The organism is Pedobacter nyackensis, assembly GCF_900176505.1.
GTDB lineage: Bacteria > Bacteroidota > Bacteroidia > Sphingobacteriales > Sphingobacteriaceae > Pedobacter > Pedobacter nyackensis.
The window spans coordinates 386,157-403,188 of record NZ_FWYB01000002.1 but is presented as its reverse complement, the minus strand read 5'-3'; the positions used below and the strand labels follow the sequence as shown (position 1 = coordinate 403,188).

The following is a 17,032-nucleotide window of genomic DNA, read 5'->3' as shown; positions in this document are numbered from 1 at the left end:
TTTAGACTGTCAAATTTTCATGAAAATAGGAAAAGAAGAGGAGATGAACTTGATGAAAATTCGGTCAAACGTTTGCATTAAGTAACCTTTGCGGTTCTTAAATACTTAGACAGACGTAAAGGGAAGAAACGTTTCAACCATATTGCCTTAACTTCCTTACCGCCAATATATACTTCCTCTTTATTTGCTTTGATGGCCTGTAAAATTTGTTTGGCACATTCATCCGCAGACATCCTATCGTCTGGGTCATGATCCATGATTCCATAAGCGCTTCCTTCTGCTGTTAGCGCATTTAGGGTCACATTGGTTTTAATAAAGCCAGGACAAACCAGAGTGATCTGGATGTTTTTATCATATACTTCCGAACGCAGCGAATCAAAATAGCCATGTAAGGCATGTTTTGAGGCTGCATATGAGGAGCGGAAACGTGTTCCGAATTTGCCAACCAGACTGCTAATGCAGACGATCTTTCCACCGCCTTGAGCAATCATATTTGGCAATACAGCTTTGCTCAGCACAACTGTGCCCCAGAAGTTAACATTCATCAGGCGCTGCTCTGTCTGTAATGTTGTCTCTAAAGCCAGACTACGCTGACTAATGCCACCACAATTGATCAGCATATCGATATGCCCATATATGCGGATGGCTTCTTCAGCCTTATCTGCCAATGAATCGGTTTTTTCAAGATCTAAGGAAAGAATATGAATGTTAACAGGGCTTTTGCAAGCACTTTTAACTCTGTAAAGCTCATCCCTGTTACGCGATGAGAGGATAAGTTTTGCACCGGCATTGTCACATGCATAGGCTAGTGCTTCACCAATACCAGACGATGCTCCGGTAATCCAAATAACCTTATTCTTCATGGGTAATATTTTATCAATGATTTGTTAAAGATGATCATCCTGGATCAAAAATAATTCAGAAGCGATGTAATCAGCAAATAATTTACCTTCCTGTGTCAGAATCAGGTGATTATCCTGCTGGATCAGCCAGCCTTTCTCTACAAATGGTTTTATTGCTTTTAGCGTATCAGCCTGAAACTGTTTACCAAAATCAGCTTTAATTTTATTCAAGTCTGTACCCCACATGGTACGCAGGGAGGTCATGATGTACTCGTTAAACCTGTCGTACTGGTCAAGCTCTTCAATGGTTTCAGCCAGTTCGCCTTTTTGCAAATGTTGTAGGTAAATTGCATTGTTGGCAATATTCAGATAGCGGGTATGACCATCAAAACCATGTGCCGAAGGGCCTATACCCAAATAGGGGATGCCACGCCAGTAATTGGTATTGTGGACCGCGTACTTCCCTGGCTGACTAAAATTGGAGATTTCATATTGTTCAAAGCCACCGGCCTTAAGCTTTTCTATCAGTGTGATGAATTGTGCTGCACTTTGCTCATCATTAACCGGTGGTTGCTGCCCCTTTTTAATGGCGCTGGCCAGAGCGGTTCTAGGTTCAACGGTTAATGAGTACGCAGAAATATGTGGTGTTTGAAATTCGATGGCTTTATTGATGTTACTTAACCACTTGTTGTCGGTTAGTAAGGGGTAGCCATAAATCAGATCAATGCTCAGGTTTTCGAAGCCGGCATCCTGACTGCGTTTTATGCAATCTTCAGCCTCATTTGCATTGTGGGCCCTGTTCATCCAGATCAGATCTTCCTCAAAAAAGGACTGTATACCTATGCTGAAGCGGTTTACAGGCAGTTGTCTGAGTTCTGCTATTTTCTTAGCGTTCAGGTCGTCGGGGTTGGCTTCTATAGTAATCTCCGCATCAGAGGAGATAGAGAAGTGCTGTGTAAGCGTGTTAAAGATCTTTTCAAAACTCTTTGATGGCAATACCGATGGTGTCCCTCCGCCAAAATAGATGCTGCCCACCTGGTCCGTTATCCGGTCTTTCTTCATGATGATTTCCGCACAAATGGCATCAGTCATTTCATCAACGTACTTTAACGAGGTGCTGAAGTGAAAATCGCAATAGGTGCAGGCTTTTTTACAGAAAGGGATATGGATGTAAATTCCGGACATCCGGCAAAGATAATGTATAAAAAATTGGCGAGCAGAAAGATTAGTGCGTATTTATCAAATTACGTCGCTGTTGGCTTAATTATTTATCATATTTGCCTTTAAGCTTTTAAAGACCAAATACAACAGAATTCAATTTTTGATGAAAGAATATCAGTTACTGAGCGAGTATGAATTGTTGAATGCCATTAAATTAAATGATTATTTAGCATTTGAAGAGTTATACAGAAGATATTTTGATGTATTGTATGGCTATGCGTATAATATATTACGAGATTTTGATATGGCTCAAGACATCATCCAGGATATTTTTACATGGTTTTGGGAGAATAGAGAAAAATGGGAATTGGTCTCCTGTAAAGGCTATCTGCTTACTGCAGTGAAGTTTAAAACAGCAAGCTATTTTAGAGCGGCAAAATTTCATCAGGATTTTTTTGATCGCATAAAAGAGGCACCACAGGTGGAACATGATGAGAGCCTTACGCTTGAAGTTAAGCAACTTCAGGAACTAATTGAGCACACCATAAAAGATCTGCCCGAACGTTGCAGATTGATTTTTCAAATGAGTCGATTCTCCTATCTAAGCAATAAAGAAATTGCCGCCCAATTGGATATCTCCGAAAAAACAGTTGAAGCACAAATTACCATTGCTTTAAAGAAGCTGCGTCTGAAATTGGAAAAGTACAATTATCTTATGTTTTTTATTTGCTGATAACCAGGCTGTTGTTTGGTTTTTAAAAATAAAATAAAAATCTTTTAGGGGATTGAGCCTTCTTATTCGCTTTACATTATATGCAGAAAGAATCTTTTATTCATATTGCCAAACGTGTTGCAGAAGGTAATGCAACAGAAGAGGAACTTTCTCAGTATCTCCATTATTTAGATTGGTACGCGGAGAACAATCCTGAGTGGGATCAGGTATCGCCTTCAGAAAAATCCATTATACAAGCAAATATCAGATTATCCCTTGCTCAAAAGCTGAGCCCACCAAAAACTATTAGTTTGTATAGAAAATACAGGTGGGTACTTTTAGCGGCGTCATTATTTTTAGGTGCTTTTTCTGTAATGTATACCTTAAAACAGTTTCAGCCGGTTAACAATGATGAAAAACAAAACATAGCCTCATCAAAGGCACCTCAAATTGTTGCAGGGCAAGAAAAAGCAACACTTACATTAGCCAATGGTAAGAAGATTCTTTTGGATAGCGTGGACGACGTAGAACAGTTGTCGGAAGCAGGAGTTGAAATTATTAAAGAAAGTGGAGGACAACTTACCTATAAGGTGATTCCTGGTCAAAATCAGGAGGCCGGTGTCAACACATTAAGTACCCAACGGGGCGAAACGTATTCCGTTGTCCTCCTGGATGGAACCAAAGTATGGTTAAATGCTTCTTCATCATTAACTTTTTCAACAGCACTTTATGCTAATGGAAAAAGAAAGGTAGACCTTGAGGGAGAAGCTTATTTTGAAGTTAAGGAGGATAAAAAACATCCATTTGTTGTGTTAAGTGATGGACAAGAAGTGACGGTTCTTGGAACTCATTTTAACATCAATGGGTACAAAGATGATGGAACAATTAAAACGACCTTGCTGGAAGGTAGTGTTCGGGTAACATCCCATTTAGATGGTTCCAGGTCAAAATCCTCAGAAGTTGTGATCAAGGTTGGTGAGCAGGCCGTTTTAAGCAAAAAAGGTATTAAAGTAATACAGAAAGAAGTTGATCAGGTTGTGGATTGGAAGAATGGAGATTTCATATTCCGAAGGGAAAGTCTGACAGAAGTCATGGCCCGGATTTCCCGTTGGTATAATGTTCAGGTTGTATTTGATCATAACCTAAATAAATCCATAACATTTAGTGGTCAAATGTCCAGATCCAGAGACTTGTCGGATATACTCAAAAACTTATCAGGCACAGGAGAAATAAAATTTGAGCTTGAAAATTCAACAATTAAAGTATTGAATGCCCTATAATAAAACCTAACCAAACTAAACCAAATGATGACCATGACAAAAAGAACCTAACCAGCTACTTAGAAGAAGACATGAATAATGCCAAGAGTATGCGAGCACTCCTGGCAAGTTTAATGATTCTTCGATTCACCCAATAAATTGGGAAAGTAAAATCAAATTTTTATGAACTACGCGAGCTGCCAGTCTACCGACTATGGATGTGGTATGCCCGTTATTAAACCAAAGCAAATGTATGAATTTTTACTTTAAAAGGCTCAGCAGGCTTCCGGCCGGTGTGTCTAAAATTTTACTGGCAATGAAATTTACAATTTTGTTATTAACAGTTGCAGTTCTGCAGGTTAACGCATCTAGCTACGGCCAAACCGTGACACTAAAGAAACGGAATGCTACATTGATAAGTATCTTTGAAGAGATTCGACAACAAACGGGGTATGATTTTATTTATATTGATCGTACTGTAGAAAAAGCGGGACTTATTGATTTAGATTTAAAGCAGGTTCCGTTGAAGGAAGCTTTAATCCAGGTTTTTTTTAACCAGCCATTTACTTTCCAGATCGACAAAAATGCAATCATTGTGAAATCCAGGCCTGAATTGGTCAGCCCTAACCAGCAACGTATTGTATCTGGTAAAGTGGTCGATGAAAAGGGGAGCCCCTTAGAAGGCGTTAACGTACAAGCAAAAATAAGCCGGACAAATTCAAGAACGGTTAAAAATGGTGCGTTTTCTATTCAAATCAAAGATGATAACGATCAGCTTACTTTTTCTTTCGTTGGGTATGATACCCAGACGATGAATGTGCCAGCCAAGGGAACAAACCTATTGAATATTGTGCTCAAAGCAAAAGTCGGTGATCTCGATAACATTGTCATCACCGGAATAGGTATCGAACGTAAAAAAGAGAGTTTTACCGGGGCGACCGCTAATTTTTCGGGTACTGAATTAAAGGTGATTGGTAATAACAATATCATTGCGAGTTTGAGGGCTTTAGATCCTTCATTTATGCAAATTGAAAATAATCAAGTGGGATCCAATCCTAATGCATTACCCAATATCGAGGTGCGCGGACAAACCAGTATTCCAGCATCGAATCTCCGTTCAGAATTTACTGCTGACCCTAATTTGCCATTATTTATTTTGGATGGTTTTGAAACGAATCTCAGGACAATTGTAGATCTGGATATGAATATTGTAGCCTCCGTTACTATTCTTAAAGATGCATCATCTACTGCGCTTTATGGTTCACGTGCATCTAATGGAGTTGTGGTTGTGGAAACGATTAAGCCAAAATCGGGTAAGGTTAAACTATCTTATTCAGGTGATTTTCGTGTTGAGACGCCAGACTTAAGAAGTTATAACATGATGAATGCAACGGAGAAATTGGAATTTGAGCGATTGTCTGGCAGGTATACGGCTACTAATGTCAGATCTCAGCTGGGATTAGATAGCTTATACAACAGCCGACTGGCTAATGTGGTTCGTGGCGTGAATACTTACTGGTTGGATAAACCTTTACAAACGGGTTTTTCAAACAGGCATTCGGTCAGTGTACGCGGAGGAGAAGGCACTATTCTTTTTGATTTAGGTGTAAATATCAAAAATACAAAAGGAACTATGATTGGCTCTGATAGAGATGATTGGGGAGGGAACCTGAATTTAAATTACCGAACCGGGAAAATCAATGTATCTAATCGAGCGTCATTCGTAGGGTCTAAGTCTAATGAAACACCATATGGGAGTTTTTCTACCTGGGTGAACATGAACCCCTATTATGAATATGCACCCGTTCACGAACGATTTATCGATTCCGTACAGCGGGCAGGTGCTTTTCCTTTAATTATGAATCCACTCTACAATGCGTCGATTGGAAGTTTTAACAGAGCGAACAACTTTACAATTAATAACAACCTGCAGATCATCTATGATGTGATGCCTTCACTTAGAATAACCGCCGGGGGGCAGGTTAGTAAGGGGAATCTTTTGGCTGATAACTTTGTATCTCCCCGGCATTCTCAATTTGTGGCTACCGAAGCTGCCAGGAAGGGAAGCTTAAACAGGCGCACTTCTTCCTCGTTTAGCTATACAGCTAATTTAATGGCTACATATGCCAAAGTTTTTGCCGAAAAACACACCATCAATATGAACTTTAGGACAGAGATCAGCGAGAATCAAAGTCGTGCCGAAGGATATAAGGTGGTTGGTTTCCAGCCTTCCAGTAATGGGAATCCAGCTTTCGCTTTCGGCTATGAAGAAAATTCAAAGCCTTCGGCTAGTACACAGATTGTACGTCGTAACTCGGTATTGGCCTCTGTTAATTATTCGTATTTACAAAAGTATAATGCGGATTTCAATTTCAATATGGATGGGTCTACCGTGTTTGGATCTAATAATTTATACTCTCCTTATTATTCCGGGGGGCTAAGTTGGAACGTTCACAGAGAAGCATTTATGAAGAAGCTGGAATGGATATCTATGTTGAGGTTACGTGCAAATATGGGGGTGACTGGCAACCAGAATTTCGGTAGTCTTAGTGAATCTATTTATAACTACCATCCGGATAACAATAGTTTCGGACAAGGAGTTTACTTAGGGTCTTTGGGCGCTCCGGATTTAGAATGGCAGCGTACGATACAAACGAGTGTCGGGATGGATCTTTCTACTTTTGGCAATAGGGGCTCATTGCAATTCAATGCATATCGTAAAAAGACGGAGAATTTAATTGTAGAGGCTTCATTTCCTTCGTCAACCGGTGTAGGGAGCTATCCGTTTAATGCTGGTGAGCTAAATGTAGAGGGCCTGGAGACTATGATCAACTACTCCCCTATATATAGGCCTAAGGATCAGGTTGTATTGACATTTGCTGTGATGGGAGCAGTGAGTAGGATGGTTTATAGCAATTTCAATAATAAATTGAAGAATCTAAACCAGAATTTACAGAATAGTAAATCATTGATCCGCTATAAGGATGGTTTTGGACCAAGAGATATCTGGGCTGTACCATCATTGGGAATTGATCCCGCTACAGGAAGAGAGCTTTTCTGGTCGAAAGAAGGGCAGCAGACATTTATTTATAATTCAGATGATATTATACGTATAGGTTCCGGGCAGCCCTTAGTTGAAGGTACCATGCGAGGTAGCTTTAATTATAAAGGATTTAATGCAAATGCTGTTTTACGTTATGTTTTACAAAAGGATCAAATGAATTACGCTTTATATACTAAAGTAGAAAACATTTCATCCTTAAATGTAGAATCGAATAAAGACCGGCGTGCACTTTATGACAGATGGCAGAACATCGGAGATGTAAGGCAATTTAAAGCCATCAGTGCGGTTATCAATTCCCCGATTTCTTCAAGATTTATTCAAACAGAAAATACTATCAGTTTAGAATCATTGAGTTTGGGCTATGAATTTAGCCGAAAAGCCTGGCTGGATAAGGCCAAAATGTCCAGTCTTAGAATTACAGCTTTTACAAATGATATTTTCTATTCTTCAACGGTTCGTCGGGAGCGTGGTATAGACTATCCTTATTCGCGCTCTGTGTCTATGAGTATTTCTGTCACTTTTAAATAAGATCAACATGAAAAAAAATATATTAATAATCTTAATGTTATTGGGACTTAGCTCTTGTCAGAAATGGCTGGACGTGAAACCTGAAGATAAATATATTGAAGAAGATGTCTTCAAGACTGAACAAGGCTTTGCAAATGCGTTAAATGGGATTTACCTCAAGCTAGGCTCGTCTGATATGTATGGGGGATCGCTGACCATGAAAACGACAGATCTTCTGGCTCAGTATTATGCGAATTCCGGAGAGTTAACGGTTTACAATTATGAGGACGAGGGAGTAAAGTCCATTGTGGATGGCATTTGGAAAGGTCTCTATGGAAATATAACGAACATCAATAAGTTCATAGAAAATATAGAGTTGAATTCAACTGTATTGGATGATCAGACCAGAGATGTTTATAAGGGCGAAGCTTATGCTTTACGTGCCTATCTGTATTTCGATCTTTTAAGGTACTTTGCTCCGGCACTAACAGTAAACCCAACTGCCGAGCACTTACCCTATTACCATAAAGCGGGGTATGATATATCTCCTTTTTATAGCTCTACTTATATTTTTGAGCGTATTGTGGAGGACCTGGATAAGGCCACCTTATTGCTTCAAAAGGATCCGGTAATTCAGATGCAGCAGGTAGATAAGCCAATGGGATTAATCCCGGATTCTAAATGGAAATCGAGGAATTTGAGAATGAATTTTTATGCGGTGAAAGGTTTGCAAGCACGTGCATGGCTTTGGAGTGGAAATAAGGAGAAAGCGCTTGCAGCTGCTCAACAAGTTATTAAGGAACAGTCTAAGTTCCCATGGATCACCGCCGCGCAAGTAACACTTGCCGATGCACCAAACAGAATTTTCTCGACGGAGAATTTATTTGAATTTGAAAACCCGAAGTTATATGATTTTTATAACAGTAATTTCAGTCCTGCAATCTTAGGCCCGGGATTACTAGCAGCAGGACCTAATCATGAATTCTTAAAATTAATTTTCGAGAACTGGGAAAATGATCTTCGCTATTCTCCATCCTGGTCAATAGAAGGAGGAAAAACATTCCCTGTTTTTATCAAATACAAAGATGTTGTTGAAAAAAAGGAAGCAAATTTTCGATATAAAGTGCCTGGCATACGGTTAAGTGAATTATATCTTATTGCTTCAGAATGCGAGCCAGATCCTAATAAGGCTTTAGGCTACCTGAATGAGCTTCGCCTGCACCGGAATTGTGCCGCTTTGACTTCTGTCGCAGTGCTCGACGAACAGATTTTAAAGGAGTATCGCAAAGAGTTTTATGGTGAAGGACAATTATGGTTTTATTATAAGCGTAAATCAGCCCCTCGTATTTTAAGTGCTGTGGGACTTAGTGAAACAGCAATCAATCTGGAAAGCTATACTTTTCCTGTACCATTATCAGAAACTGAACAACGATAAATATACGATCATGAATAAATTATTAATCATTGCTTTTATGCTCTTCTTTTGTGCTTGCAAAGAGGATCATCTGGATAGCTATTCGGGGAAAAACAGTATTTATTTTCCTAATTCTGAGCAAGAGAACAAGGCTTATTTTTCTTTTGGGTATCTATCTGCCTATATTCAGGACACCCTGATTAAAATTCCAATAATCGCTACTGGTGCCGCAGTTCAATTAGATAGACACTATGCTTTGGTCGTTGCGGATAGCAGCACAATGGTAAAGGGTAGAGATTATGAATTTCTCAATAAGGATTTTGTAATCAAAGCTAATAAACTAACGGATACAGTTAGGCTGTTGTTGCATCGCTCTGCTCCAATGCGCGAAAAGCAAATACAGCTCTCTATTTCTCTGGAAGCCAATGAAGCATTTTCTACACAGGTCAGTTATCAGCATATCGGCACTGGGCCATCTGCTTATAAACGCTATTTTACCACCTACGAACTGAATGTTGATGATATCTCAGGTGTACCCTGGTTTTGGGATAAAAACAAAAACCCGAAAGTATTTCCTTTCGTTAGTGGCTATTTAGGAACTTATTCCGCAAAGAAATTACAGTTTATGATAGGCCGATATGATTTAGATCCGGCACTCTTGACCAAAGATGGTTATATGCCTAGCTCACTGAGTGTAGTTGCCTGGGGGATGGGTATGCAGGCCTATCTGTATGAAATGGCGATCAAAGGCACGCCAATTCTGGATGAAAATGGACAGCCAATGAAAATGGGTGCAAATGTTCAATAAAAAATGGTCGTATTTATTTTAAGAGAATATGAAAAAAAACTTAGTACTAATGGTGATATGTGCGCTTTGCCTTATAGGTGGGAATGCATGTAGAAAAGACTTGGGTAATTATGAATATCGGGAATTAAAGACGATGGATATTCAAGGATTTGAACAAGTATATGAGGCGTTAAGCGGCCAACCCTTTCATGTGGATCCGAAGTTGGATTTTATGAAAGAGGGTGGTTTTAATGAAGATGATTTCAATTATGAATGGTTTTCTTTTGATGAAAATATGAAAATTGATGATGGGAATTTGAAGAAACAATTGGGTATGCAACGAATATTGGATCTTAATTTGCCCTTAACCCCATCAACCTATAGTTTATATTTCAGAGTTAAGGACAAAGTAACAGGGTATGTCAGAGAGTTTAAAACTAAACTCAATGTGCGCTCTGAAATTGCAGATGGCTGGATGATACTTAATGAAATACGTAATGAATCTAGATTAGATATGCTGGCTTATAATGCTAAAGATTCAAAATTTTTACAATACACAGATCTGTTATCTACAATGTCTACTATAAAATTAAAGGGTAAGCCAAGGATGGTTTATTTTGTGTACAACAGGGACGTGTTTAATTATCAGTTTACGAATAGGATATATGTAGGTACGGATCAGGAAACCTATAGCATCAACAATCAGCAACGTACCTGGAATAATTTCAGGAATCTAAAAGTAGAAGTTATGCGGCCTACCTCAGATGACTATCATGCAGAGGTTATACGTTCAATGGGGATGGGCGGATTCCCAATGACTTACTTATTAGATAGCGATGGTATACTTTCCATTGAAAACTCAACTCAGGGTTTTATGCATGGCATGACGTTAAACCGTTTCGTAGATGGAGGAAGAATTTCTATTTCACCTTATATAGCCGAAAAATATAGAACAATAACACCATACCTCTTGATGTTTGATACTGAAAAGCGTAGGTTTCTTGTTCATTCCGGAGGAAATAAGGGAGTGATTCAGCCGGTTTCGACAGACGTAAATGTTTTTGATCCTGCCGATTTAAAGAAAGATTTGCGTTATATGGGATTTGTAAATAGTGGCACTCCGCAGTTCTACGCAATTCTTAAAGAGCCTCAGCAAGACAACTTTTCTTTACTAAGATTTGTGTCGCCCAGCGATACAAAGCTCACACCTATTGCTTATGAAGCTATTCCTAATGCAATACATTTAAAGGATGCAGAGCAAATAACTTTTGATCCCAACTATGGATTCATTATGTATTCGATAGGCAGTAAAGTGTATCAGTATGACCCGTTTAATAAATTGGAGAAAATACTTTTGGACATGGGGAATCGAAAGATCTCGCTGATTAAATTTCAGAAGCTGCTTCAGGTGCAAAATCTCGCCCGATACATCGATTACAGTAAAAAGTTAATGATTTGTACCTATGATCCGGCGGCTCCGGATAATTCGGGAAAGATGGAATTGTACGAAATTTCTTTAACTGCTGCGCCTAAGCTTTTTCAACAATATGAGGGGTTCGGGAAGATTGTGGATGCGACCTACAGAGAATAATTAACCTAAGCAAATAAGAACTAACTATAAAAAATAAAAAGACAATGATAAAAACAGGAATCATAACATTGACCATGTTTTGCTCGATGGGACTGGCCGCATTGGCACAAAAACCAGTGGAGATAAAAGGAACCTTAAGTTCTCCGCTTAATAAACAAGTTAAACTTTATAGTGTTTTAGAGGGGACTTTGGAAGAAGTTACTGCAGTTAACGTTAAAGAAGATGGCGCCTTCCGTTTTATGTTCTATCCAGAATACGAGGGTTTTTATGTGCTGGGTACTGGCACAGCTATGGCACCAAGCCATAATAACACTTTCTATTTTAAAGGAGGAGACAATTTGGATTTAAGCCTGACTGATACCACCTATGTATTACAAGGGAAATTAAATTCAAAGGAAAATCAAATGATATCGAAATGGTTCGAGCATTCTTTTAAAGTGAAGCAAAAATCTGTAGAATGGGCGCGTCATTATACAGGTTCAACCTTTAAAGATTTCTTTCCTGATTTAGAAGCGTTAAGTAACAGTTCGAAAGAATTTATTGCTAAGCACAAGTCTGGCAATCCTAAGTTTGATCAGGTGTTTCCAATCCTTGTAAAATGGGATTTAGCAGCTTTTGGCATCGGTTATATATTTACCCCACGCAGGATACATCCTACACCTGAAGAGTACACACCAGCAATCAATTACATTAATGCCGGGAATTTTACAAAAAGTGCAAAAGAGACCTTCTTATATCCATTCGGATTAAGAACGCTTAAATCGTTAACACTTTTGGAAACAATGAAAAATAAAATTTCCATTTCTAAAAGTATTGTAGGATTGGAAACCAATTTGAAATTTGTACTTAGCGATACTTTAAAAGGGGATTTGGTATTGGATTATTTATCTCACCAAAAAGATCAGCGGAATTTTTCTGAAGCATTTAATAAGTATGGGAAACTTATAGTAACGCCAAGGCAAAAGAAGGTGTTGGCGCAATATGAGTCTAAGCTCAGTCCGTTTAAACCGGGAGATCAGGCTTTCGCATTCTCGTTTCCTGATGTCAATGATAAGCATGTAAGTGTGAATGATTTAAAGGGTAAGGTAGTCGTGATAGATGTTTGGGCAACCTGGTGTGGTCCTTGTAAACAGGAGATTCCTCACATTGAAAAGCTCGGAGAAGAATTTAAAGGTAAAGACATTGCATTTGTGAGTATATCAGTTGATCAGCTAAAGGATAAGGAGAAATGGTTACAGATGATCAAGGATGAGCACATGGGAGGGATACAGCTATTCGCTGGTAGTGGTAATGAATTTTCTAAACATTATGTAATTAATACCATTCCAAGATTTTTTGTATTTGATAAACATGGAAAATTAGTAACAGCGGATGCACCAAGGCCTTCGGATCCTAAATTGAAACTGATTCTTGAGGAAGAATTGAAAAAGGCTAATTCAAAATAATTTTTGGCATGATAACTAGAAGAATAGTATTGCTTGTACTACTAATGGCAAGCATAGGGAATAGCTATGCCCAGAATCCGGTGGAGATAAAGGGTAAATTAAGCTCCCCGAAAAGTAAGCAGATTACTTTATATAGCGTACTAGAGGGAACGCTTGAAGAAGTCACCAAGTTCAATGTAAAAGAGGATGGAGCATTTCGGTTTATGTTTTATCCGGAATACGAAGGCTTGTATGTATTGGGAACCGGAAATGCGACAGCCCCAAGTCAGAACAACACATTTTATTTTAAAGGAGGCGATAAGTTGAACTTAAACATGACTGATACAACTTATGTTTTGCAAGGCAAACTTAATTCGAAAGAAAACCTGGTGATGTCAAAGTGGTTTGAGCGATCCTTCAAGGTTAAACAGAAATCAGCGGAATGGTTGCGTCATTATTTAGGCTCTACTTTTGTAGATTTCTTTCCGGATTTAGAGGAGTTAAGTAAGGAGTCAAACGAATTTATTGCTAAGCACAAGTCTGGCAATCCTATTTTTGATAAAACATTCCCCATACTGGTTAAATGGGATTTGGCATCATTCGGACTTAGTTACGTGTTTACAGGACGTTCAGTTCACCCCAGACCAGATCAGTATCCAGCCGCGCTTAATTATGTTAGTCCAGCGAACTTTACGAAAAGTACTAAGGAGGCTTTTTTATATCCTTATGGCAGTCGAACAGTTAATTTATTAACCAATTTGGAAACGATGAAGAATAAGTCTTCGACAAACGCCAGCATACTAGATCGAAAATTAGCTTTTATTCTTTCCGATGGTTTAAAAGGAGACCTGGTATTGTCTCAATTATTTATGATAAAGGATCGTGGGAATTTTGATGAGCTGGTGAATAAATATGGTCAGTTTATCATCACCCCGAGACAGAAAAAAATATTGGCGAAATATGAAACTCAGCTTCGACCATTTAAACGTGGAGAACAGGCTTTTGATTTTTCATTTACTGATGTTGATGATAAGTTATGTAAGCTTAGTGACTTAAAAGGTAAGGTGGTTATCGTAGATGTTTGGGCTACCTGGTGCGGCCCATGTAAACAAGAGATTCCTCATCTTGAAAAACTGTCGGAGCATTTCAAAGGCAAGGATGTTGTTTTTGTCAGTATTTCAACGGATAAGCCAAACGATAAAACGAAATGGTCACAGATGATCAAGGATGAAAGTATGGGAGGAATACAGTTGTTTGCCGGGGGCAATGGCAATACATTTTCTAAGCATTACATGATCAATACAATTCCACGTTTTCTCGTGTTTGATAAAAATGGAAAACTGGTGTCTGCAGATGCGCCTAAGCCATCTGATCCTAAGCTAAAATTGATTCTTGAAGAGGAGTTGAATAGCGGTAGTTAAGTTTAACAGTAAGAAATAGAATTTTAGAAACAACATAATTATGATAACAAAGAAAGGTATTATAACCGCTATAGTGCTGGTTTTAATGGGGATGGTCGTATTCGCCGAAAAATCTGTAGAGATAAAGGGAACGGTAAGTTCAGAAAAAAAACAGGTTAAATTGTTTAGCGTCTTTAAGGGAGCCTTAAAAGAGGTTACTACATTTAATGTAAAAGATGATGGCTCGTTTAGGTTCGTATTTTACCCGGAATATGAAGGTTTTTATGTCTTGGGTTTAGGAAAACCTATGGCTCCACTTTACAATCATACCTTTTATTTTAAGGGCGGAGATCAATTGGACCTGAAATTGAAAGATAGCAGCTATGAATTACAGGGAACGCTCAACTCAAAGGAAAATCAGATCATGTCAAAATGGGCTGAGCAATGTCTAAAAGTAAGAGAAAAATCTCTGGAACGGACACAAGCTAATATGGAGTCTACATTTGTAGATTTTTTTCCAGATCTAGAAGCGTTAAGTGTGGGCTCAAAGGATTTTATCGTTAAGAACAAATCTGGCAACCCGGCGTTTGAAAAAGCTTTTCCCCTCTTAGTCAAATGGGATTTAGCAACGTATGGACTAAGATGTCTTTTTACGGGCCGTGTTGTGCATCCTTCACCAGAGCAATATAGCCCAGCTATAAATTATATCAATGCTGAAAATTTCACAAGAAATACTTATGAGCCATTTCTATATCCGTATGGTCGGGGAGCGCTTCAAATGATTCCGGTGCTGGAAAGCATGAAAAATAAAATTAGGATTTCCCAGAGTATAATTGGATTAGAAAACTCGATGAAGTTTATGCTCAACGATACCTTGAAAGGTGATCAATTGCTGGATTATTTATCCCACCAAAAGGATCGTAGCAATTTTACTGAGGCCGTAAATAAATTTGGACAGTATCTAATCACACAAACGCAGAAGGAAACATCGGCAAAATATGAAGCTAAACTCAATCCATTTACTCCGGGAGATAAAGCTTTTGATTTTTCATTTCCAGATGTAAATGATAAGGTCGTAAAATTGAGTGATTTAAAGGGAAAGGTTGTAGTGATAGATGTATGGGCTACCTGGTGTGGTCCATGTGTACAGGAAATCCCACATCTTGAAAAGTTAGCTGAGGAATTTAAAGCAAAAGACATTGCTTTTGTCAGTATTACTGTTGATCAGGAAAAGGACAAACCGAAATGGCTAAAAATGATCAAGGATGATCATATGACTGGAATACAATTGTTTGGTGGAGTTGGAAATGAATTCTCTAAGCATTATGCAATTAGAACCATTCCACGTTTCCTGGTATTTGATAAACAAGGGAAATTGGTGACAGGAGACGCTCCAAGGCCTTCAGATCGTAAATTAAAAATGATTATTGAAGAGGTGTTAAATAAAGGATAATTAATATAAAATTTTCAGTATGGTCTTAAGAGGAATAATATCGCTTGTCATATTTATGGCAAGCATAACCGATATTCATGCTCAATCTCCAGTAGAGATTAAGGGTGTTTTTAGTTCAGGTAAAGGAACACAGATTAAATTGTTTCAGACTGATGAGGGCACCACTTCAGAAGTTGCGCAGATAAAAGTGAAAGATGATGGAACATTCCGTTTTGCCTTCTTCCCGGAATATGAAGGCTTATATGCATTGGGGACAGGCTCTTCAGGTTTGCCTTCATCTGATATGATTTTTTATTTGAAAGGAGGGGATTGTTTAGAACTGGGTTTAATAGATAACGGTTACACCCTACAGGGAAGCATCAATTCAAAAGAAAACCAAATCCTTTCGAAATGGAATAAGGTTTCCTCAGAAGTCAGGCAACAATCTGGTGAAAAAAAGCAAGGATCAGCAGTCATTGATGCTAAAGCTTTTTTCCCTGCTGTTGAACGTTTAAACAATGCGTCCACAAAATTTGTAAAAGAAAACAAGTCAAATAATCGTCGTTTTGATCAATTTCTACCAAAGGTTGTCAGATGGGATATCGCTCGTTTTGTTGGAAACTATTTAAATAATTCACCCAAAGGAAATTTAAATCCAGCGCTCTATACTCCGAGTGTAAAAGCCTTGAAAGCTACAGACTATTCAAAATCAGCACAAGAAGTTTATAAGTTCCCTTTTGGTAATCAGACTATAAAGCTGTTGACCCAAATGGAGGTAATGAAAGCTGAGAAACAGATTCCTGAAGGAATCAATGGCCTTGAACAGCGCTTGCGATTTATTCAGAGTGATACCTTGAAAGGAGATGAGGTTTTAAGTTACTTAGCACTACAAAAAAGTTATAGACCTTTTACTGAAGCGACAAATAAATATGGTTCTTACTTTGTTACAGCTAAGCAAAAGCAGCTTTTTAATACCTATAAACTGCAGTTTGATGAATTTAAGCCTGGCGATCTTGGATTCCAGTTTTCCTATCCTGACAAAAATGATAAAGTTGTAAAATTAAACGATTTTAAAGGAAAGGTAGTTGTCATTGATGTTTGGGCTACCTGGTGTGGTCCATGCATTAAAGAAATTCCTTTTATGAAAAAACTGGAAGAGTCTTTAAAAGGTAAGGATGTTGCATTTATCGGTATGTCTACGGATGCTGAAAAGGACAAATCGAAGTGGCTTAAAATGATTGAAGAAGAGGGAATGAAGGGAGTTCAGTTATTAGCAGGACAAGGTAATGAGTTTTCTAAGTTTTATAAAATCGGTTCCATCCCAAGGTTTTTGGTTTTTGATAAGAAAGGAAATTTAGTAACCGCAAACGCACCAAGGCCTTCAAATCCAGATCTTAAATCGATCATAGAAGAAGAGTTGAAGTATTAATGTTGGTTGA

General features: G+C 38.4%; 12 protein-coding genes. 10 read left to right on the top strand and 2 right to left on the bottom strand.

Annotated elements, in window-relative coordinates; all coding sequences use genetic code 11:
• Positions 1-77: 77 nt before the first annotated feature.
• Positions 78-863 carry an SDR family oxidoreductase gene (locus tag B9A18_RS05930; protein ID WP_084288129.1) on the bottom strand — a complete coding sequence of 262 codons (786 nt, stop codon included), beginning with the start codon at positions 861-863 and terminating at the stop codon, positions 78-80.
• A 24-nt stretch (positions 864-887) separates the two neighbouring features.
• Complete coding sequence (gene hemW, locus B9A18_RS05925) at positions 888-2,027, bottom strand: radical SAM family heme chaperone HemW (protein ID WP_084288126.1); 1,140 nt, start codon at positions 2,025-2,027, stop codon at positions 888-890.
• A 139-nt stretch (positions 2,028-2,166) separates the two neighbouring features.
• Here hemW and B9A18_RS05920 point away from each other — a divergent pair, with 139 nt between their 5' ends.
• The 10 genes from B9A18_RS05920 (at position 2,167) to B9A18_RS05875 (ending at position 17,022) form a co-directional block, all read left to right on the top strand.
• Positions 2,167-2,736: an RNA polymerase sigma-70 factor gene (locus B9A18_RS05920; protein ID WP_084288123.1), complete on the top strand. Its 570-nt coding sequence runs from the start codon at positions 2,167-2,169 to the stop codon at positions 2,734-2,736.
• A gap of 80 nt (positions 2,737-2,816) precedes the next feature.
• Complete coding sequence (locus B9A18_RS05915; protein ID WP_084288120.1) at positions 2,817-3,995, top strand: FecR family protein; 1,179 nt, start codon at positions 2,817-2,819, stop codon at positions 3,993-3,995.
• A gap of 295 nt (positions 3,996-4,290) precedes the next feature.
• On the top strand, positions 4,291-7,566 hold the full coding sequence (locus B9A18_RS05910; protein WP_159452613.1) for a SusC/RagA family TonB-linked outer membrane protein: 3,276 nt from the start codon (positions 4,291-4,293) through the stop codon (positions 7,564-7,566).
• 7 nt (positions 7,567-7,573) lie between these two features.
• Positions 7,574-8,980 carry a RagB/SusD family nutrient uptake outer membrane protein gene (locus tag B9A18_RS05905; RefSeq protein ID WP_084288115.1) on the top strand — a complete coding sequence of 469 codons (1,407 nt, stop codon included), beginning with the start codon at positions 7,574-7,576 and terminating at the stop codon, positions 8,978-8,980.
• 10 nt (positions 8,981-8,990) lie between these two features.
• Complete coding sequence (locus B9A18_RS05900; RefSeq protein ID WP_084288113.1) at positions 8,991-9,767, top strand: DUF4843 domain-containing protein; 777 nt, start codon at positions 8,991-8,993, stop codon at positions 9,765-9,767.
• A 28-nt stretch (positions 9,768-9,795) separates the two neighbouring features.
• Positions 9,796-11,337, top strand: a complete 1,542-nt coding sequence (locus B9A18_RS05895; protein ID WP_084288111.1) for a PKD-like family lipoprotein — start codon at positions 9,796-9,798, stop codon at positions 11,335-11,337.
• Between the two features lie 44 nt (positions 11,338-11,381).
• A complete protein-coding gene (locus B9A18_RS05890; protein ID WP_084288109.1) occupies positions 11,382-12,782 on the top strand; it encodes a TlpA family protein disulfide reductase in 1,401 nt (466 codons plus the stop codon).
• Positions 12,783-12,790: 8 nt separating this feature from the next.
• Positions 12,791-14,182 carry a TlpA family protein disulfide reductase gene (locus B9A18_RS05885; RefSeq protein ID WP_084288107.1) on the top strand — a complete coding sequence of 464 codons (1,392 nt, stop codon included), beginning with the start codon at positions 12,791-12,793 and terminating at the stop codon, positions 14,180-14,182.
• Positions 14,183-14,222: 40 nt separating this feature from the next.
• Positions 14,223-15,614, top strand: a complete 1,392-nt coding sequence (locus B9A18_RS05880; RefSeq protein ID WP_084288104.1) for a TlpA family protein disulfide reductase — start codon at positions 14,223-14,225, stop codon at positions 15,612-15,614.
• A 55-nt stretch (positions 15,615-15,669) separates the two neighbouring features.
• Positions 15,670-17,022, top strand: a complete 1,353-nt coding sequence (locus tag B9A18_RS05875; protein ID WP_159452612.1) for a TlpA family protein disulfide reductase — start codon at positions 15,670-15,672, stop codon at positions 17,020-17,022.
• Positions 17,023-17,032: the final 10 nt, after the last annotated feature.

Coding starts and splice junctions, on each gene's coding strand:
- hemW (WP_084288126.1), bottom strand. CDS start 2,027: ATGTCCGGAATTTACATCCATATCCCTTTCTGTAAAAAAGCCTGCACC.
- B9A18_RS05910 (WP_159452613.1), top strand. CDS start 4,291: ATGAAATTTACAATTTTGTTATTAACAGTTGCAGTTCTGCAGGTTAAC.
- B9A18_RS05900 (WP_084288113.1), top strand. CDS start 8,991: ATGAATAAATTATTAATCATTGCTTTTATGCTCTTCTTTTGTGCTTGC.
- B9A18_RS05920 (WP_084288123.1), top strand. CDS start 2,167: ATGAAAGAATATCAGTTACTGAGCGAGTATGAATTGTTGAATGCCATT.
- B9A18_RS05880 (WP_084288104.1), top strand. CDS start 14,223: ATGATAACAAAGAAAGGTATTATAACCGCTATAGTGCTGGTTTTAATG.
- B9A18_RS05890 (WP_084288109.1), top strand. CDS start 11,382: ATGATAAAAACAGGAATCATAACATTGACCATGTTTTGCTCGATGGGA.
- B9A18_RS05895 (WP_084288111.1), top strand. CDS start 9,796: ATGAAAAAAAACTTAGTACTAATGGTGATATGTGCGCTTTGCCTTATA.
- B9A18_RS05885 (WP_084288107.1), top strand. CDS start 12,791: ATGATAACTAGAAGAATAGTATTGCTTGTACTACTAATGGCAAGCATA.
- B9A18_RS05905 (WP_084288115.1), top strand. CDS start 7,574: ATGAAAAAAAATATATTAATAATCTTAATGTTATTGGGACTTAGCTCT.
- B9A18_RS05915 (WP_084288120.1), top strand. CDS start 2,817: ATGCAGAAAGAATCTTTTATTCATATTGCCAAACGTGTTGCAGAAGGT.
- B9A18_RS05930 (WP_084288129.1), bottom strand. CDS start 863: ATGAAGAATAAGGTTATTTGGATTACCGGAGCATCGTCTGGTATTGGT.
- B9A18_RS05875 (WP_159452612.1), top strand. CDS start 15,670: ATGGCAAGCATAACCGATATTCATGCTCAATCTCCAGTAGAGATTAAG.